Annotated in this window: 17 protein-coding genes and 1 pseudogene; 11 read left to right on the top strand and 7 right to left on the bottom strand. The window is 61.9% G+C overall.

Translation table 11 applies throughout. The annotated features are described in order from the left end of the window. Positions 1 to 99: 99 nt before the first annotated feature. Positions 100 to 2,890: pseudogene (locus ACLHZ1_RS14755) on the bottom strand (response regulator). Between the two features lie 133 nt (positions 2,891 to 3,023). Here ACLHZ1_RS14755 and trxC point away from each other — a divergent pair. Together trxC and ACLHZ1_RS14745 are read left to right on the top strand one after the other, a co-directional pair. Continuing rightward, positions 3,024 to 3,461, top strand: a complete 438-nt coding sequence (trxC, locus tag ACLHZ1_RS14750; RefSeq protein ID WP_427262692.1) for a thioredoxin TrxC — start codon at positions 3,024 to 3,026, stop codon at positions 3,459 to 3,461. A 153-nt stretch (positions 3,462 to 3,614) separates the two neighbouring features. Beyond that, complete coding sequence (locus ACLHZ1_RS14745) at positions 3,615 to 5,015, top strand: SLC13 family permease (RefSeq protein ID WP_427262691.1); 1,401 nt, start codon at positions 3,615 to 3,617, stop codon at positions 5,013 to 5,015. A gap of 505 nt (positions 5,016 to 5,520) precedes the next feature. On the opposite strand, the gene ACLHZ1_RS14740 is transcribed toward ACLHZ1_RS14745, so the two are convergent. Both ACLHZ1_RS14740 and ACLHZ1_RS14735 read right to left on the bottom strand, forming a co-directional pair. Continuing rightward, complete coding sequence (locus tag ACLHZ1_RS14740) at positions 5,521 to 7,995, bottom strand: glycogen/starch/alpha-glucan phosphorylase (RefSeq protein ID WP_427262690.1); 2,475 nt, start codon at positions 7,993 to 7,995, stop codon at positions 5,521 to 5,523. A gap of 407 nt (positions 7,996 to 8,402) precedes the next feature. Then, on the bottom strand, positions 8,403 to 8,603 hold the full coding sequence (locus tag ACLHZ1_RS14735; protein ID WP_427262689.1) for a DUF4250 domain-containing protein: 201 nt from the start codon (positions 8,601 to 8,603) through the stop codon (positions 8,403 to 8,405). 232 nt (positions 8,604 to 8,835) lie between these two features. Between ACLHZ1_RS14735 and ACLHZ1_RS14730 the strand changes: the two genes are divergently transcribed. Beyond that, complete coding sequence (locus tag ACLHZ1_RS14730; protein WP_427262688.1) at positions 8,836 to 9,312, top strand: cell division inhibitor; 477 nt, start codon at positions 8,836 to 8,838, stop codon at positions 9,310 to 9,312. Positions 9,313 to 9,759: 447 nt separating this feature from the next. Here ACLHZ1_RS14730 and ACLHZ1_RS14725 read toward each other — a convergent pair whose 3' ends face one another. Beyond that, positions 9,760 to 11,286: a fumarate hydratase gene (locus tag ACLHZ1_RS14725; RefSeq protein WP_427262687.1), complete on the bottom strand. Its 1,527-nt coding sequence runs from the start codon at positions 11,284 to 11,286 to the stop codon at positions 9,760 to 9,762. Positions 11,287 to 11,496: 210 nt separating this feature from the next. Between ACLHZ1_RS14725 and pabB the strand changes: the two genes are divergently transcribed. The 5 genes from pabB (at position 11,497) to ACLHZ1_RS14700 (ending at position 18,183) form a co-directional block, all read left to right on the top strand. After that, positions 11,497 to 12,873, top strand: a complete 1,377-nt coding sequence (gene pabB / locus ACLHZ1_RS14720; RefSeq protein WP_427262686.1) for an aminodeoxychorismate synthase component I — start codon at positions 11,497 to 11,499, stop codon at positions 12,871 to 12,873. Continuing rightward, on the top strand, positions 12,870 to 13,439 hold the full coding sequence (locus ACLHZ1_RS14715) for a CoA pyrophosphatase (protein ID WP_427262685.1): 570 nt from the start codon (positions 12,870 to 12,872) through the stop codon (positions 13,437 to 13,439). The genes pabB and ACLHZ1_RS14715 overlap by 4 nt, the downstream gene beginning before the upstream one ends. 216 nt (positions 13,440 to 13,655) lie before the next feature. Continuing rightward, positions 13,656 to 14,954, top strand: a complete 1,299-nt coding sequence (locus ACLHZ1_RS14710) for a serine/threonine transporter (RefSeq protein ID WP_427262684.1) — start codon at positions 13,656 to 13,658, stop codon at positions 14,952 to 14,954. Positions 14,955 to 15,095: 141 nt separating this feature from the next. Further along, complete coding sequence (locus ACLHZ1_RS14705; RefSeq protein WP_427262683.1) at positions 15,096 to 16,478, top strand: L-serine ammonia-lyase; 1,383 nt, start codon at positions 15,096 to 15,098, stop codon at positions 16,476 to 16,478. Positions 16,479 to 16,812: 334 nt separating this feature from the next. Beyond that, a complete protein-coding gene (locus ACLHZ1_RS14700) occupies positions 16,813 to 18,183 on the top strand; it encodes an L-serine ammonia-lyase (RefSeq protein ID WP_041998660.1) in 1,371 nt (456 codons plus the stop codon). A gap of 409 nt (positions 18,184 to 18,592) precedes the next feature. Here the strand turns inward: ACLHZ1_RS14700 and ACLHZ1_RS14695 are convergent, their stop codons facing one another. After that, complete coding sequence (locus ACLHZ1_RS14695; RefSeq protein WP_427262682.1) at positions 18,593 to 18,877, bottom strand: YcgL domain-containing protein; 285 nt, start codon at positions 18,875 to 18,877, stop codon at positions 18,593 to 18,595. A gap of 106 nt (positions 18,878 to 18,983) precedes the next feature. On the opposite strand from ACLHZ1_RS14695, the gene minC reads away from it, so the two are divergent. The 3 genes from minC to minE are packed head-to-tail and all read left to right on the top strand — an operon-like array spanning position 18,984 to position 20,809. Then, the gene (minC, locus tag ACLHZ1_RS14690) at positions 18,984 to 19,709 is read left to right on the top strand and encodes a septum site-determining protein MinC (protein WP_427262681.1); all 726 of its coding nucleotides are present in this window, start codon (positions 18,984 to 18,986) and stop codon (positions 19,707 to 19,709) included. A gap of 18 nt (positions 19,710 to 19,727) precedes the next feature. Further along, entirely contained in the window at positions 19,728 to 20,540 is an 813-nt protein-coding gene (gene minD, locus ACLHZ1_RS14685) for a septum site-determining protein MinD (protein ID WP_427262680.1), read from the top strand. A gap of 2 nt (positions 20,541 to 20,542) precedes the next feature. Then, the gene (gene minE / locus ACLHZ1_RS14680; protein WP_041998671.1) at positions 20,543 to 20,809 is read left to right on the top strand and encodes a cell division topological specificity factor MinE; all 267 of its coding nucleotides are present in this window, start codon (positions 20,543 to 20,545) and stop codon (positions 20,807 to 20,809) included. Between the two features lie 117 nt (positions 20,810 to 20,926). Here the strand turns inward: minE and ACLHZ1_RS14675 are convergent, their stop codons facing one another. After that, positions 20,927 to 21,487 carry a YaeQ family protein gene (locus ACLHZ1_RS14675; RefSeq protein ID WP_111874596.1) on the bottom strand — a complete coding sequence of 187 codons (561 nt, stop codon included), beginning with the start codon at positions 21,485 to 21,487 and terminating at the stop codon, positions 20,927 to 20,929. A gap of 199 nt (positions 21,488 to 21,686) precedes the next feature. Further along, a complete protein-coding gene (locus ACLHZ1_RS14670) occupies positions 21,687 to 21,827 on the bottom strand; it encodes a TIGR02808 family protein (protein ID WP_005895982.1) in 141 nt (46 codons plus the stop codon). Between the last annotated feature and the right edge of the window lie 173 nt (positions 21,828 to 22,000).

The following is a 22,000-nucleotide window of genomic DNA, read 5'->3' as shown; positions in this document are numbered from 1 at the left end:
GTGACCATAAGAATAATTGCTATTTGATGGCGTCCCGGCGGGCGCCTCCCGGCGAAAACAGGGAGGGGCCTGTCGGCCCCTCCCTGGCATTGGCTGCCGCTATGGCCGGGGCGATCGCCCCTCGTCCGCCTCCGGCGTCGCCCTGCCATCCCCCACCAACAGGCAGTGAGACACCCGATCCCGGGTCTGGTTGAAGATGTGCTGCAAGCGGGTCAGATCCGATTCGCTCAACTCTTCTGCCTGATGCAGCCGCCACTCGAGCTCGGCTGCCATCATGTTGAGGCGCCGGGCCGAGAGGTTGGCCGAGACCCCCTTGAGGGTATGCAGCAGCCGTATCGCCACCTGCGGCTCCTGGCGGCGCAGGGCGCTGCGGATCTCCCACAGGTCATCCTTATGCTCGGACATGAACAGCTTGAACAGGATCTGCAGCGCCTCCCTGTCCTGATCGAGTCGGTGCAGGGCGTCGGTCAGATCCAGCAGATCCATCGCCTCGGGGGGGCTTGACCGTCACCTTCTGGCCAGTGGACACAGGTTTTACCCACTGCAGCAGGTTGTTGTAGAGATCCAGCTTGCTGACCGGCTTGGTCACATAGCCATTCATCCCCACCCCCAGGCAGCGCTCCCTGTCCCCCGGCATGGCGCTGGCGGTGAGGGCGATGATGGGCACGTCGTGTTTGTCGACCATCTTGCGGATCTGGCGGGTGGCATCCAGCCCGTCCAGCACCGGCATCTGCAAGTCCATCAGTATGATGTCAAACGGCTGCTCGGCGACCCGCTCCACCGCCTCCCGACCATTGGTGACCACGGTCACCTGCACGCCGACCCGTTTGAGGTACTCGAGGATGAGCTGCTGGTTGACCCTGTTGTCTTCGGCCAGCAGCACCCGGGTGCCCCGCAGCAAGTCGTGGAAATTCTGCTGATCCCCCTGGACCTCCGCCTGGCGCAGGTTCTCATCGAAGGAGCTGCCATTGAGCAGCTCATCCACCTTGGCCAGCAGGGCATTTTCCGTCATGGGCTTGGCGAGGAAGTGGTGCAGCCCCATGCTCTCCATGCGCACCTGCAGCCCCTCCTTCGCCCAGGCGCTGGTCATCAGGATGGGAATGAGCCGCCACTGGCTGTGCTGGCGCATCTCCAGCGCCAGATCCAGACCATCCTCCTGGCCCATGCGCCAGTCGAAGATGGCCAGCCTGAGGTTGATCCCCTCCTCCAGCAGCACCTCACGGGCGCGCGAGACGCTGTTGACCCCTATCACCCTGGCCCCGGATCGGCTCAGCATGTCGCCGATGAGCTCCAGCACCAGCTCGTTGTCGTCCATGACCAGGATGAGGGGCTGCTGCTCGAAGAAGACCCGCCGCCCGCTGACGCCATAGACCGCCTTGCTCATGGGGATCTCGAACTGGAACAGGGAGCCGACCCCGAGCTTGCTCTGCACCGATATCTTGCCCCCCATCAGCTCCACCAGCCGCTGGGAGATGTTGAGGCCGAGGCCGGAACCGCCATATTTGCGGGTATTGCCCGCCTCCAGCTGGGTGAACGGCTGGAACAGCTGGGCCAGCTTCTCCTCGGCGATGCCTATCCCTGTGTCCCGCACGCTGAATCGCACCCGCATGGGATCGGCACTGGCCAGGGTGATGACCACCTCCACCTCACCGCGCTCGGTGAACTTGATGGCATTGTTGACCAGATTGACCAGCACCTGGCCCAGACGCAGGGGATCCCCGCGCAGGAAGTCGGGCACGGCGGGGGACTTGTTGATGATCACCTCGACCTGCTTGCGCTCGGCCAGGTCGGCAAACATGCCCGCCAGGGAGTCTATCTGCTCCCCCAGATCGAAATCGATCTCCTCCAGGCTCAGCTTGCCGGACTCGACCTTGGTCAAGTCCAGGATGTCGTTGATGAGCAGCAGCAGGGTGTCCGAGGAGGACTTGATCTTGCCGAGGTAGTCCCGTTGCTGCTGGCTGAGGGGGGTCTGCAATGCCAGGGTGCTAAAGCCAATGATGGCGTTCATGGGGGTGCGGATCTCGTGGCTCATGTTGGCCAGGAAATCGCTCTTGGCCTGGGCCAGCAGGCCGGTCTCCCGGGAGAGCTCGCTCAGCCTCTGGTTGCGTCGCCACAGGGTCAGGGCCACCAGGGAGAAGCTGATCAGGGCGCCGGCCAGCACCAGCAGGAAGAAGCGGCTCTTGAGCTCGGATGCTTGCCGGATCTTGCTCTGCTTCCAGGCCACCAGGGCGTCGAGCTCGTGCATGTCGATCACCTGATTGCGCAGCCGATGGTAGCTGGCGACCTGGGCGCTCACGTCCTGGCTGAGCACAATGAGGCTGCGCAGGGCCGGCACCTGTGCCACCGACCCGTGCAATTGCTGCAACAGCTGATCAACGGCCTGGCCGTCCGCCTGATCCCAGTTGCGTTTGAGGTAGTGCAGCCGCTGGGCCAGGGTGCGCACCTGCCCCACCAGCTCGGCGTCTGCCTGGCTGGCCTTCAATACCATACTCAACTGCTGCTGGAACGGTTTTTCTATGTATTCGAGCCCCATCTCCATGGAGGAGAGCCGCGTCAGATCCCGCAGATAGAGCGCGATATCGTGCAGCAGCGCCTGGGCATGGGGGTTGGCGGCGGAGTCCGGATCCTGGCGCACCTGGCGCACGAACCTGTCCAGATTGGCGGAGAGCTGCTCCAGACGCTGCTGCACCTGCTCGTCGTTGGCCTGCTCGCGCCCGAGCAGATAGACGGTATCGGTATTGACCCGGTTGAGGATGAGTTCGGCCGCCACACTGAGATCGAAGGCCCGTTGCTGCTGGCTGAGCAGGCGCCAGCAATAGCCGCTGAACAGCAGCAGTGTGACCATGACCAGACACAAGATCAGTCGGTTGGACCCTGTGTTATTATTCATCCCGTTTTCACTCTCATGTGTGACGTGCTCCCGCAAGGCCCAAGGTATCAAGGTGCGTCCATGTTAGCGTCAGCGTGCCCTGAAAGTGAAATGGATGTGATAAATCAACGCATAACCGATGAGAGAGCACCCTATGACCCTTATCACCACCCATTGTAGCCAGTGCCTGACCCGCAATCGGCTGCCCAGCGAGAAATTGTGGGCCGACGCCAAGTGTGGCCGTTGTGGCCATGCCCTGTTCGCCATCACCCCCATCGAGGGCGACACGGCCCATTTCGAGCGACTGATCCAGTCGGACATTCCGGTGGTGGTCGATTGCTGGGCCAGCTGGTGCGGCCCCTGCCAGCAGTTCGCCCCCCTCTTTGCCGAGGTGGCCCGGGAACTCGAACCCGGCGTGCGCTTCGTCAAACTCGACACCGAGCAGCAGCCCGACATTGCGGCCCGCTATGGCATTCGCAGCATCCCGACCCTGCTGCTGTTTCGTCGGGGAGCCCTGATCGGCAGACAGGCTGGCGCCCTGCCAAAGAGCGTATTCAAACAATGGCTTGCGGAACAGACTGGCACCAAATGATGCTGTATTGTTTTTGTGATGTTAGCAGGATGTAACTGCAGCCAACCGCTCTGTGAGCCTTGCCAAAGTTTGGGGATCTGCCCCTGTTTGAAACAGCGCAACAGTCGTAACCTCTGCAACACAACAACAACCATAAATTAACCGAGGCGCCCTATGCAACGCACTGTCTCTCCCCTGATCACACCCGATCCCTCCCCCAATCAACGCTGGTTCGATATCAAGTCCGGCATCGTCATCGGCAACGTGTTGCTGCTGTGTGCCATGCTCGCATGGCTCCCATTTGAGCCCATGGTCAACAAGGGGCTCGGCATCCTGGTCTTCATCGCCATCCTCTGGTTGACCGAGGCGCTCCATGTCACCGTCACCGCCCTGCTCATCCCCCTGCTCGCCACCCTGCTCGGGGTGTTTGACATGGCCAAGTCCCTCACCGATTTCGCCAACCCCATCCTCTTCCTGTTCTTCGGTGGCTTTGCCCTGGCCGCCGCCCTCTCCAAGCAGGGATTGGACAGGCTGATGGCCGCCAGGGTGATGCAGCTGGCCCGAGGCCACCTCATCTGGGGCGCCATCTTGCTGTTCACCATTACCGCCGCCATGTCCATGTGGATCAGCAACACCGCCACCGCCGCCATGATGCTGCCCCTTGGCATCGGCCTGCTGGCCCAGCTCGACAGCCAGCGGGATCGCCGCACCTTCGTGTTCGTACTGCTGGGCATCGCCTACAGCGCCAGCATCGGCGGCATAGGTACCCTGGTCGGCAGCCCCCCCAACGCCATCGCCGCCGCCCAGATGGGGATCAGCTTCACCGACTGGATGAAGTTCGGCATGCCCGTGGTGCTGATCCTGATGCCCTGCGGCATCGCCCTGCTCTACTTGGTCACCCGTCCGGACTTGAGCCACAGGGTCGAGAGCCAGCATGTCACCATTCACTGGAGCCGGGATCGCAAGGCCACCCTGGCCATCTTCCTGGTCACCGTCGTGCTCTGGATAGGCTCCCAGCCCATCGCCAAGGCGCTGGGCGGCATTCCCCAGTTCGACAGCCTGATCGCCATCGGCGCCATCATCGCCATCGCCACCAGCCGGGTCGCCAGCTGGGATGACATCAACCAGAACACCGACTGGGGTGTGCTGATGCTGTTCGGGGGTGGCCTGACCTTAAGCGCCATCCTCAAGGCGACGGGCACCAGCGCCTTCCTGGCCGAGCACCTCTCCGCCGTGCTGGCCAACGCCAACCTCTTCATCATGCTGCTGGCGCTCGCCGCCTTCGTGGTGTTCCTGACCGAACTGGTCTCCAACACCGCCACCGCCGCCCTGCTGATCCCGCTGTTTGCCGGGGTGGCCGAGGCCCTGGGGGTCTCTCCCGTGGTGATGTCGGTGCTGATCGCCATCGGCGCCTCCTGCGCCTTCATGCTGCCGGTCGCCACGCCGCCCAACGCCATCGTCTTCGCCAGCGGCCATATCCAGCAGCGGGAGATGATGCGCGCCGGCCTGGCCCTGAACCTGGTGTTCACCCTGCTGCTGGCCATCCTGGCCTTCTTCGTCGGCGACATCCTCTGAGTCGTCACGGATCCGGCCACCCAGGCCCCCGCCTCGCGGGGGCTTTTTTTCGCGCGCAGCCAACCGCCTCAAGCCGGGATCCCGCGCCGGCAGCGCCGACAACCGCCGTCCTCACTCTCTGTGCCACCCAGGGCAAACTCCCCCTCAGGCCCGGGCCGCGCCTTGCCAGCGCCACCCAGGGCAGGGCTCCCCTCACGCAAGGTTGCGGCTAGATCCTTGCCAGCGCCCCAGTCGCAAGCCCACCGCCAGGCCGCTCCTGCCCTCTCCTCCCGTAAGCCGATCGCCACTCACGACTCCTGGCGGCCTTTCGTTTGAATAGGGTTCCCTTTATGTCCTCCCGACCGGGTTCCCACGCCTGGCCCGGCCGCCTCCAGGGCCTGGCTCAACCAGGCCACTGGCGCCATGACCCAAGGTTCCCTCGCCCAAGGGCCTCCCTGCTCGGCGGCCTGGGAGACAGGCACAAAAAAGCCCCCGGCATGCGGGGGCTTGCGGCCTATGGCGGTGATCAACCCACCTTGCAGCGTTCGAGCTTCCAGATCCGCTCGACATAGTCCTGGATGGAACGGTCCGAGTTGAACTTGCCCATGGTGGCCGAGTTGATGATCGCCTTCTTCGCCCACAGGGCCGGGTCGCGATACCAGGTGTCCACCAGCTTGTGCGCCTCGGAGTAGGACTCGAAGTCTGCCAGGGTCAGGTAAGGATCCCCCCCTTCCAGCAGGGAGCGCTTGATGGAGGAGAGTTCCCCCGGCTTGCCCGGCGTGAAGTAGTCGGTATCGAACCAGTCCAGCACCGCCTTGAGCTCGGAGTTGGCATAGTAGAAGTCATACGGGTTGTAACCGCGTGCCTTCAGGGACTTCACCTCGTCCACGTTGAGCCCGAAGATGGCGCAGTTCTCTGCCCCCGCCTCTTCGGCGATCTCGATGTTGGCCCCATCCAGGGTGCCGATGGTGATGGCACCGTTCAGCGCCAACTTCATGTTGCCGGTACCCGAGGCCTCGTAGCCTGCGGTAGAGATCTGCTCGGAGACATCGGCCGCCGGGATCAGTTTCTCCGCCAGGCTGACGCGGTAGTTCGGCATGAACACCACCTTCAGCTTGCCCTGGATGCGGGCGTCGTTGTTGACCCGCTCCGCCAGCTTGTTGATGGCGTAGATGATGTCCTTGGCCAGCTTGTAACCGGGCGCCGCCTTGGATCCGAAGATGAACACCCGCGGGTGCATGTCATAGTCGGGGTTGGCCAGCAGGCGACGGTAGAGCGCCATGATGTGGATGAGGTTGAGCTGCTGGCGCTTGTACTCGTGCAGGCGCTTGATCTGGATGTCGAAGATGGCATTGGCATCCACGTCGATCCCGGTCTCGGCCTTGATCACCTTGACCAGCTTCTCCTTGTTGTGACGCTTGATGGTCATGAACTGCTGCTGGAATGCCTTGTCATCGGCAAACTTCACCACGCCGCGCAGCTTGTCCAGTTGCAGCGGCCACTCCTTGCCCACCACCTCGTTGTACAGATCGGCCAGCTCGGGGTTGCAGGCCAGCAGCCAGCGGCGGGGGGTGACCCCGTTGGTGACGTTGCACATCTTCTCGGGCCAGAGGGCGGCAAATTCCGGGAAGAGATCCTCTTTCACCAGCTTGGAGTGGATCTCGGCCACGCCGTTGACCCTGGAGGAGCCGATGACGCACAGGTTGCCCATGCGGACCTTGCGCACGTCCCCTTCTTCGATGATGGAGAGCTTGGCCTTGATGGCGTTGTCGCCCGGCCACTTGGGTTCCACCAGATCGCCGAGGAAGCGGGCATTGATCTCGTAAATGATCTCCAGATGACGGGGCAGCACCTTCTCGAACAGGCTGACATTCCACTTCTCCAGCGCCTCCGGCAGCAGGGTGTGGTTGGTGTAGGAGAAGACCTGATAGCAGATGGCCCAGGCGGCATCCCAGTGCAAGTCTTCTTCGTCCACCAACACCCGCATCAGCTCGGGGATGGCCACGGTCGGGTGGGTATCGTTGAGCTGGATGGCGATCTGGGCGGCAAACTTGCCAAAATCGCTGCCATGGACCCGCTTGTAGCGGCGCATGATGTCCTTGATGGAGCAGGCGCAGAAGAAGTACTGCTGGATCAGACGCAGCTCCTTGCCCGCGTCCGTCTCGTCGTTGGGGTAGAGCACCTTGGAGATGGTCTCGGCCTGGGCTTTTTCCGCCTGGGAGTCGACATAGCCACCGGCGTTGAACACGTCCCAGTCGAAGAACTCGGAGGCGCGGGACTCCCACAGGCGCAGTATGTTGACGGTGTGACCGCCAAAGCCCACCACAGGGATATCCCAGGGCACCCCTTTGATCTTGCGACCGGCATGCCACACCTTCTTCAGGGCGCCGCTCTCGCAGAACCGGGTCTCCACATAGCCATACAGGGGGATCTCCTGCACCGACTCGGGGCGGCAGATCTCCCAGGGGTTGCCATATTCGCGCCAGGAGTCCGGACGCTCGATCTGGCGACCATCCTGGATCTCCTGGCGAAACAGGCCGTGCTCATAGTGCAGGCCATACCCCACCGCCGGGTAGTTCAGGGTCGCCATGGAGTCGATGAAGCAGGCCGCCAGGCGCCCCAGGCCACCGTTGCCGAGGGCCATGTCCGGCTCCTGCTCGCACAGATCGGTCAGCTCCAGGCCCAGCTCGGCCAGCGCCTCTTCGCACAAGGTATAGAGAGAGAGGTTGTGCAGGTTGTTGGAAGTCAGCCGCCCCATCAGGAATTCGGCCGAGAAGTAGTGGATAGCCCGGGTATCCTCGCTAAGGTGAGTCTGCTGGGTACGGGTCAGGCGCTCGTACACCAGCTCATTGACGGCGGCGGCTGTCGCCTTCCACCAGGACTGGGGCGAGGCCTTCTGCTCACTGGTACCCAGGGTGGAGCGCAGATGACGCACTATGCTCGCCTTGAGTTGATCTTTATTCAGTTGCAGATCCAGCTCTGTCTTCTTCTTGCTAGCCATAACGCTGTTTCCTTCGTTACTTAAATAATTTATTTACCCGCCAGGGACCGATTTTTAGTTATCTGAGATATGTATTCCGGCGTTGACATACTAACGAATGATGCCGATATAAAAGTTAACTTACGTCACAGTTTAACGTATGAAAGTGACAGTTTAACAATGAAAACCCTTTCCTGTCACCAGAGATTAAAATCCATATAGATCAATAGCTTTTCATTAATGATGGTTATTTGAACCCTGTATTGAGCATGAATATGGTTTCACGTTATCCCCAACCAATGGATGGCTTGAAAATATCTGAAAATAAAACGGAAAGGTGAAATCGTTTTCAACTCCCGACCACACCGACACAACAAAACAGCCGCCCTAGAGCGGCTGATTTTTAACATTTCCGATTCAAAACAGACTCATAGCAACCTGGATTTAAACTGGTTGCTCGCACCGTCGTATTGATAACCAATCTGCTGCAGGCGGGTAGCAAGCTGATCCTCGCTCATGTCGTAGTAGGCGAGCAGCTCATCGAGATTGTCGCACTCCAACCTCAGCTTCTCGTTGACGATCCCCAGCAAGATGTTGGCATCCAATCGCTGCAAAGTCGTGGCATCCATGACATGGCTCCTCTGTTAAACCCTGTATAACCATGGCCCCCCTGCCGGGTTTTGTCCATTTATCGGACCATAAGCATTCGAAGCCATGATAAAGAAACCAGATAGGTATCAATGAGATGGCGTTTATCTAGGTTAGCTGCGTCACATTTTTGAGCAGAAACGGCTTGTCGAATGCACTGGATGCAACTACTGTATACCCATACAGCATGGTAATTCATACAGGAATCAGCAGATGAACCAGCCAATGAGCCGCCCCCTTGCCTCCCTGACCGCCGGGTTGACCCAACCCTGGCCGACTCGTCATCTGACACGCCATCCGGGCGCATCCGCCATGACAGTGCGAGACGGGGCCCAGCTGCTGGGCGCCCTGGGGCAGATAAGCCAGGCGAAGCGAGGCTGGATCCTGCTGATCGCGCCCCCCGGTCTGCCGGTCGCCGCCCAGCTGCGGGCCCATGGCATAGATCCGGCCCACGTGCTGGTGGTCCACGGCCACAAGATCAAGAACTGGCAACGCACCCTGGAGCTGGCACTCGACCGCAGCCGCTGCGCCGCCGTCGTCACCTGGCTGCCCGAGGCCATCAGCCTGGATACCGAGCGCCTGCTCCGACTGAGCCAGGGCAAGGAGATGCTGACCCACTACTTCCAGCGCGAGACGAGCCAGGGGCTGGCCGTGAACTATGGCAACCAGGACATCTACCTCAATCATTGAGCCTCATGCCGCTCGCGGCAAGCAGCCATGAGGATGGCGAGGTATTTGACAGCCTTGAAGCCTTGGAGAACCCTGAGAGGGTTGAACGACCCAGGACGCCTGAGAGAGCCGAGCGGCTTGCGTGGTTTGAGGGTTTGAGGGTTTGAGGGTTTGAGGGTTTGAGGGTTTGAGGGTTTGAGGGTTTGAGGGTTTGAGGGTTTGAGGGTTTGAAGGTGTGAAGGTGTGAAGGTGTGAAGGTGTGAAGGTGTGAAGGTTTGAAGGTTTGAAGGTTTGAAGGTTTGAAGGTGTGCCAACCTGCTCCCCTTGCCCCGCTGGCGCAAGGCGCTGATCTGAACGAGGGCCGGCAAAACGGGGGGTCAGGTCAAATGAACACAAAGGCAACAACAGAGCGGCGGCCCGAGGGCCGCCGCTTACGATGACGGGAGGCGGGCGCCCCCGCCTGCCGACTCAGGAGGAGAGCTTGCCGTCGAGCTCGGCAATCTTGGCGGACCAGATGGCCGGGCCCGTCTCGTGGATATTGTTGCCCTGGGAGTCCACCGCCACGGTCACCGGCATGTCTTCCACCTCGAACTCGTAGATGGCTTCCATGCCCAGATCGGCAAAGGCCACCACCCGCGACTTCTTGATCGCCTTGGCCACCAGGTAGGCGGCGCCCCCCACGGCCATCAGATAGACGGCCTGGTGCTGGCGGATGCTCTCGACGGTTTTCGGGCCGCGCTCTGACTTGCCTATCATGCCGATGAGGCCGGTTTCCCCCAGCATCATGTCGGTGAACTTGTCCATCCGGGTGGAGGTGGTGGGGCCGGCCGGACCGACCACCTCATCACGCACCGCATCGACCGGGCCGACGTAATAGATGAAGCGGTTGGTGAAATCGACCCCTTCCGGCAGACCCTCGCCATTTTTCAGCATGTCGGCGATGCGCTTGTGGGCGGCGTCGCGACCGGTGAGGATCTTGCCCGAAAGCAGCACGGTATCGCCGCTCTTCCAGCTGGCAAGCTCGGCCTTGGTGATGCCATCGACATTGACCCGGCGCACATTGCCACCGGACTCGCGGGTGATCTCAGGCCAGTCTTCCAGCCTGGGCGGGGTCAGCTCGGCCGGGCCTGAGCCGTCGAGCTCAAAATGAACGTGGCGGGTGGCCGCGCAGTTGGGGATCATCACCACGGGTTTGGAGGCGGCGTGGGTAGGCGCCGATTTGACCTTCACGTCCAGCACTGTGGTGAGGCCGCCCAGACCCTGGGCACCGATCCCCAGCTTGTTGACCTGGTCATAGAGCGCGACCCGCAGCTTCTCTTCGGTGGTCTCGGGTCCGCGGGCGATCAGCTCCTGGATGTCGATGTGCTCCATCAGGGCTTCCTTGGCGAGCACGGCCGCCTTCTCGGCGGTGCCGCCGATGCCGATGCCCAGCATGCCGGGCGGGCACCAGCCAGCGCCCATGGTGGGCACCGTCTTCAATACCCATTCGACGATGTCATCGGAGGGGTTGAGCATCGCCATCTTGGATTTGTTCTCGGAGCCGCCTCCCTTGGCCGCGATGCTCACCTCCACCTTGTTGCCGGGGACCATGTCGATGTGCACCACGGCCGGGGTGTTGTCCTTGGTGTTCTTGCGGCTGCCGGCCGGATCGGCGAGCACGCTGGCTCGCAGCGGGTTGTCCGGGTTGGTGTAGGCGCGGCGCACCCCTTCGTCCACCATCTGCTGCACTGTGAGATCCGAGTCCCACTGCACCTGCATGCCGATCTTGACGAAGCAGGTGACGATGCCGGTATCCTGGCACAGAGGGCGATGGCCTTCGGCAGACATGCGGGAGTTGATCAGGATCTGGGCCAGGGCATCCTTGGCGGCCGGGTTGATCTCGCGGTCATAGGCGGCCTTGGCGGCCTGGACGAAATCGAGGGGGTGGTAGTAGGAGATGTACTGCAGGGCGCCTTCGACGGAATCGATAAAATCCTGTTTTTTTATGATGCTCATATCATCCTCACTGGTCCTTGTCTTTGCGAACGGCGGCAAAGCAAGGGCTTCCATGTTGGCCACGCCAGAGAGGGAAAGAGAGGGGCATGCAAGTCCCTTCCAACGTCAGGGCGCGGCGTGTTTTTTCTAACATTCGCGGCCACTATGATACCCTTGCTACCCCATACCGGCTAGGGACCAGCGCGCAAACTGTTGCCTGTGTAACAAAAAATGAAACCATCTCTGCACATTCATCCTCTCCCAGATACCGGCAGCGCGGCGACCCTGTTTGCCCGGCTGCAACACCTGCCCTGGGCCATGCTGCTCGAGTCCATGGGCCCCCTTGGCCAGGACAATCGCTTCGACATCATCACCGCCGATCCCCTGGCGACCCTCGCCACCGAGGGTGAGCTGACCCGGCTCTGCCAGGCAGACGAGGAGCAGCGCCTGAGCGGGGATCCCCTCGCCCTGCTGGCCGAGACCCAGCGCCGCCTGCTCGGCCAGACGCAGGTCTGCGAGCACGACCTGCCCTTCATCGGCGGGGCGCTCGGGCTGTTTGGCTACGATCTGGGACGCCGCTTCGAGCGTCTGCCGGTGCAGGCCCAGGCCGATGTGGCCATCCCCGACATGGCGGTCGGCCTCTATGACTGGGCCCTCATCCATGACAAGGAGAAGGGGAGCTGGCAGCTGGTGCACTGGGGTGATGCGCCCGGGCTGGCTCGCCGCCTCGCCTGGTGGCAGGCCCAGGGGGAAGTGGCGCCCAGGGCGTTTCGCCTGCTAGGCCCCTGGCAGAGCAACATGAGCCGCGAACAGTATGCCGACAAATTTGCCCGCATCCAGGCCTATCTGGCGGCGGGGGACTGCTACCAGATCAACCTGACCCAGCGCTTCCAGGCCCCCTATCAGGGGGACGAGTGGGCCGCCTACCTGCGGCTGCGCGCCGCCAATGGCGCCCCTTTCTCCGCCTTCCTGCGCCTGCCAGGCAGCGCCGTGCTCAGCCTCTCCCCCGAGCGCTTCCTGCTGCTGGACGGGCACCATATCGAGACCAAGCCCATCAAGGGCACTCGCCCCCGCGCCGCCGATCCCCGTCAGGACGAGGCCAGCGCCCGCGAACTGGCGGGCGCCGACAAGGACAGATCGGAGAATCTGATGATCGTGGATCTGCTGCGCAACGACATAGGCCGGGTGAGCCGGCCTGGCACGGTCAGCGTCCCCCAGCTGTTTGCGGTCGAATCCTTCCCCGCGGTCCATCACCTGGTCTCCACCATTCATGGCGAGCTGGATGAAAGCTGGCAGGGGGTGGATCTGCTGCGCGCCTGCTTCCCGGGGGGCTCCATCACAGGGGCGCCCAAGATCCGGGCGATGGCGATCATCGAAGAGCTCGAACCCCACAGGCGCAACGGCTATTGCGGCAGCATTGGCTACCTGAGCCAACATGGGCGCATGGACACCAGCATCTGCATCCGGACCCTGCTGGCGGCCAGCGGGCAGCTCTATTGCTGGGCAGGTGGCGGCATCATCGCCGACTCCCGGGTAGAGGACGAGTATCAGGAGACCTTCGACAAGCTGGCGCGGATCCTGCCACTGCTGGAGAACGAGCATCCATGACCCATGGCGACCTGCTGACCCGCTTTCTGTTGCAGCTGCCCAGCCCCGCCCCGGTGCGCCCGAGCCGCCCGGGCCTGCATCCTGCCGCCGTGCTGATGCCCCTGGTCGAGCGTGCCGACGGCCTGCACCTGCTGCTGACCGAGCGCAGCCGCCACCTGCGCCACCACGCCGGGGAGATAAGCTTCCCCGGGGGGCGCCAGGATCCGGAGGATGAGAGCCTCTACCGGACGGCGCTGCGGGAAACCGAGGAGGAGATAGGGGTGCCCGCCAGCCAGATCCGCCTGCTCGGCCATCTGCCCAGGCTGCCGACCGTGTCGCAGTTCGAGGTGCTGCCCGTGGTCGGCCTGCTGGATCCGCATTACCGGCTGGGGCTCAACGAGGATGAGGTCAGCGCCGCCTTCGAGGTGCCCCTGCACCACCTGCTCGATCCCGCCCGCTACATCAGCATGACCCTGCAGCGTCAGGGGCGCCGGGACACCCTGTACTGGATCCCCTGGCAGCACAGATACATCTGGGGCGCGACCGCCAGCATGATCCGGCAACTGGCCGCCCAGATCGCCATTTAACAGCGTCGTTACATTATTTGGGGTGAAAATCGGGATTTAACATTCAAATAACACCGGAAATGATAAACAAAAATTGAAATTTTATTCTTTTGATCACGTTTCCATAAAAAAGTGCGGGTTTCGACGGTGGAAAAGTGAATTTGATCAACATTTTCACCCGCAAAGACAGTATCCTTGCGCCGGATTAATAAAAACCACACATCTGGGGTCAGACACATGTCAAATACCGTCACTCACGCACAGGACGCTGCGGTCACCAAGGAGCAAGGAACAAGCTCCGTTCAATCCCGTGGTTGGGGCAAACAGGATACCACTTGGGTCATCAGCCTGTTTGGTACCGCCGTCGGCGCAGGGATCCTGTTCCTGCCCATCAATGCCGGCATGGGTGGCTTCTGGCCGCTGGTCTGCATGGCGCTGCTGGTCGGCCCCATGACCTATCTGGCCCACCGCGGCCTGTCCCGCTTCGTGCTCTCTTCCAAGAAGCCCAATGCGGACATCACCGAGGTGGTGGAAGAGCATTTCGGCGTGGGCGCCGGCAAGCTCATCACCCTGCTCTACTTCTTCGCCATCTATCCCATCGTCCTCATCTATGGCGTAGGGATCACCAACACGGTCGAGAGCTTCATGGTCAACCAGCTGCAGATGGCCGCGCCGCCGCGCTGGATCCTTTCCATCGTGCTGATCATGGGCATGATGTCCGTGATGCTGGCCGGTGAGAAGCTGATGCTCAAGGTGACCCAGTTCCTGGTCTACCCCCTGATCGCCGTCCTGGCGGGCATCTCCCTCTATCTGATCCCGGACTGGACCGGCGCCGCCCTGGCCCAGGTTCCCTCCGGCAAGGATTTTGCCACTACCCTGTGGTTGACCATCCCCGTGCTGGTGTTCTCCTTCAACCACAGCCCGGCCATCTCCAGCTTCGCCCTGGCCCAGCGCCGTGACCATGGCGACCAGGCCGTGGCCAAGTCCGATGCCATCTTGAAGCGCACCGCCATGCTGCTGCTGGGCTTCGTGATGTTCTTCGTCTTCTCCTGCGTCATGAGCCTGACTCCGGCCCAGTTGGCGGAAGCCAAGGCCCAGAACATCGCCGTTCTCTCCTACCTGGCCAACCAGCACGAGAGCCCGCTCATCTCCTACTTCGGTCCCCTGGTCGCCTTCGTGGCCATCGTCTCCTCCTTCTTCGGCCACTATCTGGGTGCCCGTGAAGGTCTCAAGGGCCTGATCGTCCAGCAGATGCGCGGCGCCAACAAGGAGCCGAACCACAAGCTGATCGAGATGATCATCATCGCCTTCTTCATCCTCACCCTCTGGGTCGTCGCCGTGGTCAACCCCTCCATCCTGGGCATGATCGAATCCCTGGGCGGTCCCATCATCGCCACCATACTCTTCATCATGCCGATGTACGCCATCAAGCGCGTGCCCGCTATGGCCAAGTATCAGGGCCAGATCAGCAACGTCTTCGTGACCACCATGGGTCTGGTTGCCATCTCCGCCATCCTTTATCAGCTGTTCGGCTAAGTCGGACACGGATAAATCCCCGCAAAGGGCTGCCTCGGCAGCCCTTTTTCATGGCGCCATCACATCCCTCACCTCCCCCTCTTCCCATCGACTACAAAAAATTTACAATGTTTAGACAAAACCCATAAGCGGAGTGATGTCATGATCAGCGTCTTCGACCTGTTTTCCATCGGGATAGGCCCCTCATCCTCCCACACGGTCGGCCCCATGCGGGCGGCTCACGCCTTCGTGACCCAGCTCAAGGCGCAGGGTCTGCTGGCGCGCACCCACAGGGTCGAGACCGAGTGCTACGGCTCCCTCGGCCAGACCGGCAAGGGACACGGCACCGGCAAGGCGATCATCCTGGGACTGGCGGGATTCGAGCCCGATACCGTCGATATCGAAGGGATCCCCGCCTTCCTCGCCGACGTGGAGCGCAGCCAGACCCTCACCCTGGCCGGCGAGCAAGCGAGCGCCTTCCCTCGCAATGGCGCCATCCTCTTCAACCGCCGCAAGACTCTGCCCGCCCACTCCAACGGCATGACGCTGCGCGCCTATGAGGGGGACGAGCTGCTGCTGGCCCAGACCTACTACTCCATCGGCGGCGGCTTCATCATAGAGGAGAGCCACTTCGCCAGCGCCCGGGAGGAGGCGGCGGCCTTCGAGGCGGCGCACCCCATTCCCTACCCGTTCGACAGCGGCGCCCAGCTGCTGGCCCACTGCCAGGAGAGCGGCCTCTCGGTGTCCGGCTTGATGCTGGCCAACGAGAAGGTGTTTCGCAGCGAGCAGGAGATAGTGGCGGGGCTGCGCAAGATCTGGCACGCCATGCAGGGCTGCGTGACCCGGGGCTGCCAGAGCGAGGGGGTGCTGCCCGGCGGGCTCAAGGTACGCAGACGGGCCCCCGCCCTGTTCCGTCAGCTCAGCTGCGAGACCAATTTCAACAAGGATCCCCTGATGGTGATGGAGTGGGTCGACCTGTTCGCCCTGGCCGTCAACGAGGAGAATGCCGCCGGGGGCCGGGTGGTCACGGCACCGACCAACGGCGCCGCCGGCATCATCCCCGCCGTGCTGCACTACTATGATCGCTTCGTGCGCACCGTGGATGACGCGCTGCTGGTGCGCTACTTCCTCACCGCCGCCGCCATCGGCATCCTCTACAAGAAGAACGCCTCCCTCTCCGGGGCCGAGGTGGGTTGCCAGGGCGAGGTGGGGGTGGCCTGCTCCATGGCGGCGGGAGCCCTGGCCGAGCTGCTCGGCGCCAGCCCCGCCATCGTCGAGAATGCCGCCGAGATCGGCATGGAGCACAACCTGGGGCTCACCTGCGATCCGGTCGGCGGCCTGGTGCAGGTGCCCTGCATCGAGCGCAACGCCATGGGGGCGGTCAAGGCGATCAACGCCGCCCGCCTCGCCCTGCGGGGTACCGGCGAGCACAAGGTCTCCCTGGACAAGGTGATCAAGACCATGTGGGAGACCGGCAACGACATGAAGACCAAGTACAAGGAGACGGCCCGAGGGGGCCTGGCGGTGAACATCACAGAGTGTTAACACCGCAGCGTCGCAGGGACTCTCCTCGGGGCTATCGCGATGCAAGAAACCCATACGAACCCCATTTTCCCCGCTATACCCGGCCTCGCCGGGTATTTTTTCGCAAAACGTTTGCCAAACGATTAACAAAATGGATAAGCATCAAAATAAATTTTATACTCGCGGCCTTTGGTTCAACAAAAATAGACCTGTTTCAACTTTTTTTAAGGCAGACCGCGTTACACTGCCGTTACCAGGTCCAGGACCTTAGGGCGATGTCACGACGCAAGCGCCATGGATCACCCCCTTTTGCAAGCCGGCAAGGCGCCGGCTTCTACCCAGAGGTAACTACTAGATGATCAGCGTTTTTGATATTTTCAAAATCGGTGTTGGCCCCTCCTCCTCCCACACTGTGGGCCCGATGAAAGCGGCCAAGCAGTTCGTGGACGAGCTGCGAGCGAGCGGCAAGATCCGTGATATCACCCGGATCCAGGTCGATGTCTATGGCTCCCTCTCCTGGACCGGTAAGGGTCACCATACCGACACCGCCATCATCATGGGCCTGGCGGGCAACCTGCCGGAAAATGTCGATATCGACGGCATCCCCGAGTTCATCTCCCGGGTCGAGCAGACCGGTCGCCTGCCCATCGGCCTGCACTGCCACACCGTCAGCTTCCCGCGCGATGCCATGGTGTTCCATGACGAGGCCCTGCCCCTGCATGAGAACGGCATGACCCTGACCGCCTTCATCGAGGATGCCAAGGCCTACAGCAAGACCTACTACTCCATCGGCGGTGGTTTCATCGTCGACGAGGAGAACTTCGGCAAGGCCGACAGCGGCGACATGGCGGTCAACTACCCGTTCAAGAGCGCCGCCGAGCTCATCGCCCATTGCAGCCAGACCGGCCTCTCCATCTCCTCCCTGATGATGGAGAACGAGAAGTGCTTCAACACCCCGGAAGAGATCTACAAGAAGCTCGGCAAGATCTGGACCACCATGCGGGAAGGGATAGAGCGCGGCTGCCGCACCGAGGGTGTGCTCTCCGGGCCGCTGCGGGTGCCCCGTCGCGCCGCTCCCCTCTATCGCCAGCTCACCACCAACGAGAGCCTGTCGAGCGACCCCATGAACATCATCGACTGGGTCAACATGTTCGCCCTGGCGGTGAGTGAAGAGAACGCCGCCGGTGGCCGCGTGGTCACGGCACCGACCAACGGCGCCGCCGGCATCATCCCCGCCGTGCTGGCCTACTACGACAAGTTCATCCAGCCGGTGGGCCGCGAAGAGTACACCCGCTTCTACCTGGCCGCCGCGGCCGTCGGCATGCTCTACAAGATGAACGCCTCCATCTCGGGGGCCGAAGTGGGCTGCCAGGGTGAGGTGGGCGTCTCCTGCTCCATGGCCGCCGCCGGCCTGACCGAGCTGATGGGCGGCAGCCCGGAGCACGTCTGCGAAGCCGCCGAAATCGGCATGGAGCACAACCTGGGTCTGACCTGTGATCCGGTCGGTGGCCAGGTGCAGGTGCCCTGCATCGAGCGCAACGCCATCGCCTCCATGAAGGCGATCAACGCCTCGCGCATGGCCCTGCGCCGCACCTCCAAGCCGCGCGTGTCGCTGGACAAGGTGATCGAGACCATGTACATCACCGGCAAGGACATGGACTCCAAGTACCGCGAGACCTCCCGCGGCGGCCTGGCCATCAAGGTGATGCAGGTCGCCTGCGAATAAGCGGCGACGCCGTGCGATGAAAAAGGCGGGATCTCCCGCCTTTTTGCTGCCCGCCTTTCACTGCCTCTCCCTGGCGCGCCGCCGCCCCCTCCCTCTCGCCTTGCCGAAGTACCCTTGCTGGTCCCATGGCAGCGCGCCCCGCCATGTCCCGGGATCCAGGTCGTCAATAAAGCACAGGAAGGACACCTGTATATTTATACAAGTCTATCGCCGTTTGAAAATATATTTTCAAGGCTCATTCGAAGGCGAAAGAGATTATCGCTCGCGGCAGACGGGGTATTTAGCGAGGCCATGGCGGCCAAGCGGATAATTAGGGCGGGGGTACAATGCAATAACGGGGAAACAACCGAAGCCCGGGAGGAAGACGCCCCGGGGAGGGGCGCCCGGCGACAGGGGGCGTCCGATAATATCAGGGGGCCTTGCGCCGGGTTTGCGCCAGCTTGTGCTGCTCGAGCAGGTTCTCCACCGGCGGCGGCACCTGCAGATAAAAGCCCTGCTGGCGCAGCGCCTCCATCACCCGGCTCACGCTCGCCATGCCCAGGGGCTTGCCCGGGGTGAGCCGGGTCATCAGCACCAGTTGCGGAGGGCCGAAGGTCTGCATCAGGGGGGATGGAACCCGGGAAAAATCATCTCTTTTTTCGACAAAGAGATAGGTGTCCGCTTTTTTGCGACTTTTATAGACTGCACACAACATGGAAATTGATATAATCCGCTGAGTTTATTGCCTCGGAAGTGGGCAAACTATAACATCAGGCAATCAATAACAATAACGGATTACCGTCTCTGTCTCGGGGAAAGTCATGGTTGAGCGCGATAACGAATTGAAAGGGACCACCTTCACTATTTCTGTGTTGCATATCAACGATGCCGCGCCGGACAAGATACGCCAGTTATTGGCCGCCAAGGTGGCGCTGGCGCCCCGTTTTTTCAATTGTGCGCCCCTGGTGCTCAATGTGGAAAAACTCGCGCAGCAACCGGATTTTGACGAGCTCAAGGCCCTGGTCGAAGCGGAAGACTTCGTGCTGGTCGGCATCACAGGGGCCAAGGATGAGGCCATGAAGACCGCCGCCAAGGCGGCGGGTCTGGCGGTGATGACCTCGGGACGCAGCCGCAAGGCCGAGGTCCTGGTCGATGCCGAACCGGCCGCCGAGCCCACTCCGCCCGAGGTCGCCGAGCACCAGCTCCCCGCCCCCCTGATCGCCAGCAAGGTCCATGTCGGTCCGGTGCGTTCCGGCCAGCAGATCTACGCGGTCGGCACCTCCCTGGTGGTGCTCGGCTCGGTGAGCCAGGGGGCCGAAGTTCTGGCCGATGACAGCATTCATATCTACGGGGCCCTGCGGGGCCGGGCAATAGCCGGGGCGCGCGGTAATGGCGATGCCCGCATCTATTGCCAGCAATTGCAGGCCGAGCTCCTCTCCATCGCGGGCACCTTCCAGCTCAGCGATGCACTGCCAGCCGACCTGATACAACAGCCGGTCCATGTCCGGTTGGATAATGAACAACTCCGAATAGACCGCATCAAATAGAGTTACAAGGAAGCGAGAATGGCGCGAATCATAGTCGTTACGTCCGGCAAAGGTGGCGTTGGCAAGACCACTACCAGCGCGGCATTGAGTACGGGACTGGCCCAGCGGGGCCACAAGACGGTGGTCATCGATTTCGATATTGGCCTTCGAAATCTTGACCTCATCATGGGGTGCGAGCGGCGCGTGGTGTATGACTTCGTCAACGTCATCAATGGCGAGGCGAACCTCAACCAGGCCCTGATCAAGGACAAGCGCAGCGAGAACCTCTTCATCCTGCCCGCCTCCCAGACCCGGGACAAGGACGCCCTCACCAAGGAGGGGGTCGAGAAGATACTGGATCAACTGGCAGAGATGGGCTTTGAGTACATCGTCTGCGACTCCCCCGCCGGGATTGAGTCCGGCGCCCTGATGGCGCTCTATTTCGCCGACGAGGCCATCGTCACCACCAACCCGGAAGTCTCTTCCGTGCGCGACTCGGACCGGATCCTCGGCATCCTGGCCTCCAAGTCCCGCCGGGCCGAGCGCGGCGAGGATCCCATCAAGGAGCACCTGCTGCTCACCCGCTACTGTCCGACCCGGGTCAGCCGTGGCGACATGCTGAGCGTGCAGGACGTGCAGGAGATCCTGGCCATCCCGCTGCTCGGCGTCATTCCCGAGTCCCAGGCGGTACTGCGCGCCTCCAACTCGGGCGAACCCGTCATCCTGGATAAAGAGTCCGATGCGGGCAAGGCCTATGAAGACGCCGTTTCCCGTCTGATGGGAGACGCCACCGAGTTCCGTTTCCTGCAAGAAGAGAAGAAGGGCTTCTTCAGCCGTCTGTTCGGGAGTTAAGCATGTCTATTTTTGATTATTTTCGTTCCACCAAGAAGCAGACGACGGCCCAGACCGCCAAGGAGCGGCTGCAGATCATCGTCGCCCATGAGCGCTCGTCCAGAGGGGGGCCGGATTACCTGCCCCAGCTCAAGCAGGACATCCTGGACGTCATCCGCAAGTACGTGCAGATAGACCCCGAGAAGGTGACGGTGCAACTGGATCAGAAGAGTGATGAGCTGTCGGTGCTCGAACTCAACATCACCTTCGCCGACGACAAGAAGGGATGAGCCAGGCGCCCTATGCGTGACCCTTTCCCCCAATGAGACCGGATCCCGTCCCAGGATCCGGTTCTTTTTTGCCTCTGTTTTGCCCCGCTATGTCGCTTACACACGCCTGCCGATGCGTCAGACCAGTTCCCGCGCCTGCTTGCCGTGCAACACCTGGGGATCCAGGGTCACCTCGGCCTCGCCGTTGCTGATCCAGAGCTGACCGTCCGAGATGGTGCAGGTGAGCTGCATGGTGCGCTGGATCAGGGCCGCCAGCGGCAGGGTCTGGCTGTCGCTGAGTTCGATGATGCTGAGGTTGTCGTGGGCGGTGAGTTTGCCCTGGTTCTGTTTCCACCAGACGCTGGTGCCGCGCCCGCCGTAGAGATAGAGCACCACCTGGCGCGAGCGGTTGCACGCCTTCTTGAGGCGGCGCTCGTCAGGCTGGCCCAGCTCTATCCAGAGCTCAATCTCGTCGGAGTAGTTCTTGCGCCACAGCTCGGGTTCATCGTCCGCCGACAGCCCCTTGGTGAATTCGAGCCGCTCGGCGGCATGCCAGGCAAAGGCGGCGAGGCGGATCATCATGCGCTCGTCGGTTTCGGAGGGGTGACGGGCCAGGGTGAGGGAGAAGTCCTGATAGAGCCCCCTGTCCATGTCGGAGAGGGAGATCTGAGCCTTGAATACGGTTGCCTTGAGAGCCATGAGAAACCTTATGGGAGACGAAACGGGAGGCCCGACGCGGGCCGGGCGCCAGTGTAATCAAATTTGCGGGCAGCTTCGAGCCCCTTGCACGGCCCGCCCCGCATCGGGGGGGAGCAACAACGAAAAATGCCAGTCCTGGGACCGGCATGGCACGAGAGGCGGGGCCCTGGCGGCCCTTTACCGAGTCAGGCCGGCGGCCTCACTTCTCGGCGGATTGCACCCCGAATGCATTGAGCAACACGCAACAGGTCACCGCCACCGCCACGAAGCCGCTCAGGAAGATGAAGGGCATGACGCCATAGCCCAATACGGTCCAGATGGTTTGTTCAAGAAAGCTCATGATGTGTCCTTTGTCCGATGGCGCGCCCCTGGCGCGACACTCTATTCTGGCCCAGGCCGCTCTGGGATTCACTGTCGTTTCTATTGGAACCTAACTGGCCAGCCAAGCCTATGCCACCAAAGGAATATATAGGGGGCCACTTTGCGCCAGATCAATTTTTTGCGGCAAATAAT

The sequence above is a fragment of the Aeromonas sobria genome (assembly GCF_050266975.1).
In the GTDB taxonomy this organism is placed as follows: Bacteria; Pseudomonadota; Gammaproteobacteria; order Enterobacterales; family Aeromonadaceae; genus Aeromonas; species Aeromonas sobria_B.
The sequence above is the reverse complement of the archived record's forward strand: the minus strand, read 5'-3'. Positions and strand labels throughout refer to the sequence as shown.

Bases quoted from the DNA above. Each gene is read 5' to 3' on its own strand.
- trxC (WP_427262692.1), top strand. From the start codon at position 3,024: ATGACCCTTATCACCACCCATTGTAGCCAGTGCCTGACCCGCAATCGG.
- ACLHZ1_RS14745 (WP_427262691.1), top strand. From the start codon at position 3,615: ATGCAACGCACTGTCTCTCCCCTGATCACACCCGATCCCTCCCCCAAT.
- ACLHZ1_RS14740 (WP_427262690.1), bottom strand. From the start codon at position 7,995: ATGGCTAGCAAGAAGAAGACAGAGCTGGATCTGCAACTGAATAAAGAT.
- ACLHZ1_RS14735 (WP_427262689.1), bottom strand. From the start codon at position 8,603: ATGGATGCCACGACTTTGCAGCGATTGGATGCCAACATCTTGCTGGGG.
- ACLHZ1_RS14730 (WP_427262688.1), top strand. From the start codon at position 8,836: ATGAACCAGCCAATGAGCCGCCCCCTTGCCTCCCTGACCGCCGGGTTG.
- ACLHZ1_RS14725 (WP_427262687.1), bottom strand. From the start codon at position 11,286: ATGAGCATCATAAAAAAACAGGATTTTATCGATTCCGTCGAAGGCGCC.
- pabB (WP_427262686.1), top strand. From the start codon at position 11,497: ATGAAACCATCTCTGCACATTCATCCTCTCCCAGATACCGGCAGCGCG.
- ACLHZ1_RS14715 (WP_427262685.1), top strand. From the start codon at position 12,870: ATGACCCATGGCGACCTGCTGACCCGCTTTCTGTTGCAGCTGCCCAGC.
- ACLHZ1_RS14710 (WP_427262684.1), top strand. From the start codon at position 13,656: ATGTCAAATACCGTCACTCACGCACAGGACGCTGCGGTCACCAAGGAG.
- ACLHZ1_RS14705 (WP_427262683.1), top strand. From the start codon at position 15,096: ATGATCAGCGTCTTCGACCTGTTTTCCATCGGGATAGGCCCCTCATCC.
- ACLHZ1_RS14700 (WP_041998660.1), top strand. From the start codon at position 16,813: ATGATCAGCGTTTTTGATATTTTCAAAATCGGTGTTGGCCCCTCCTCC.
- ACLHZ1_RS14695 (WP_427262682.1), bottom strand. From the start codon at position 18,877: ATGTTGTGTGCAGTCTATAAAAGTCGCAAAAAAGCGGACACCTATCTC.
- minC (WP_427262681.1), top strand. From the start codon at position 18,984: ATGGTTGAGCGCGATAACGAATTGAAAGGGACCACCTTCACTATTTCT.
- minD (WP_427262680.1), top strand. From the start codon at position 19,728: ATGGCGCGAATCATAGTCGTTACGTCCGGCAAAGGTGGCGTTGGCAAG.
- minE (WP_041998671.1), top strand. From the start codon at position 20,543: ATGTCTATTTTTGATTATTTTCGTTCCACCAAGAAGCAGACGACGGCC.
- ACLHZ1_RS14675 (WP_111874596.1), bottom strand. From the start codon at position 21,487: ATGGCTCTCAAGGCAACCGTATTCAAGGCTCAGATCTCCCTCTCCGAC.
- ACLHZ1_RS14670 (WP_005895982.1), bottom strand. From the start codon at position 21,827: ATGAGCTTTCTTGAACAAACCATCTGGACCGTATTGGGCTATGGCGTC.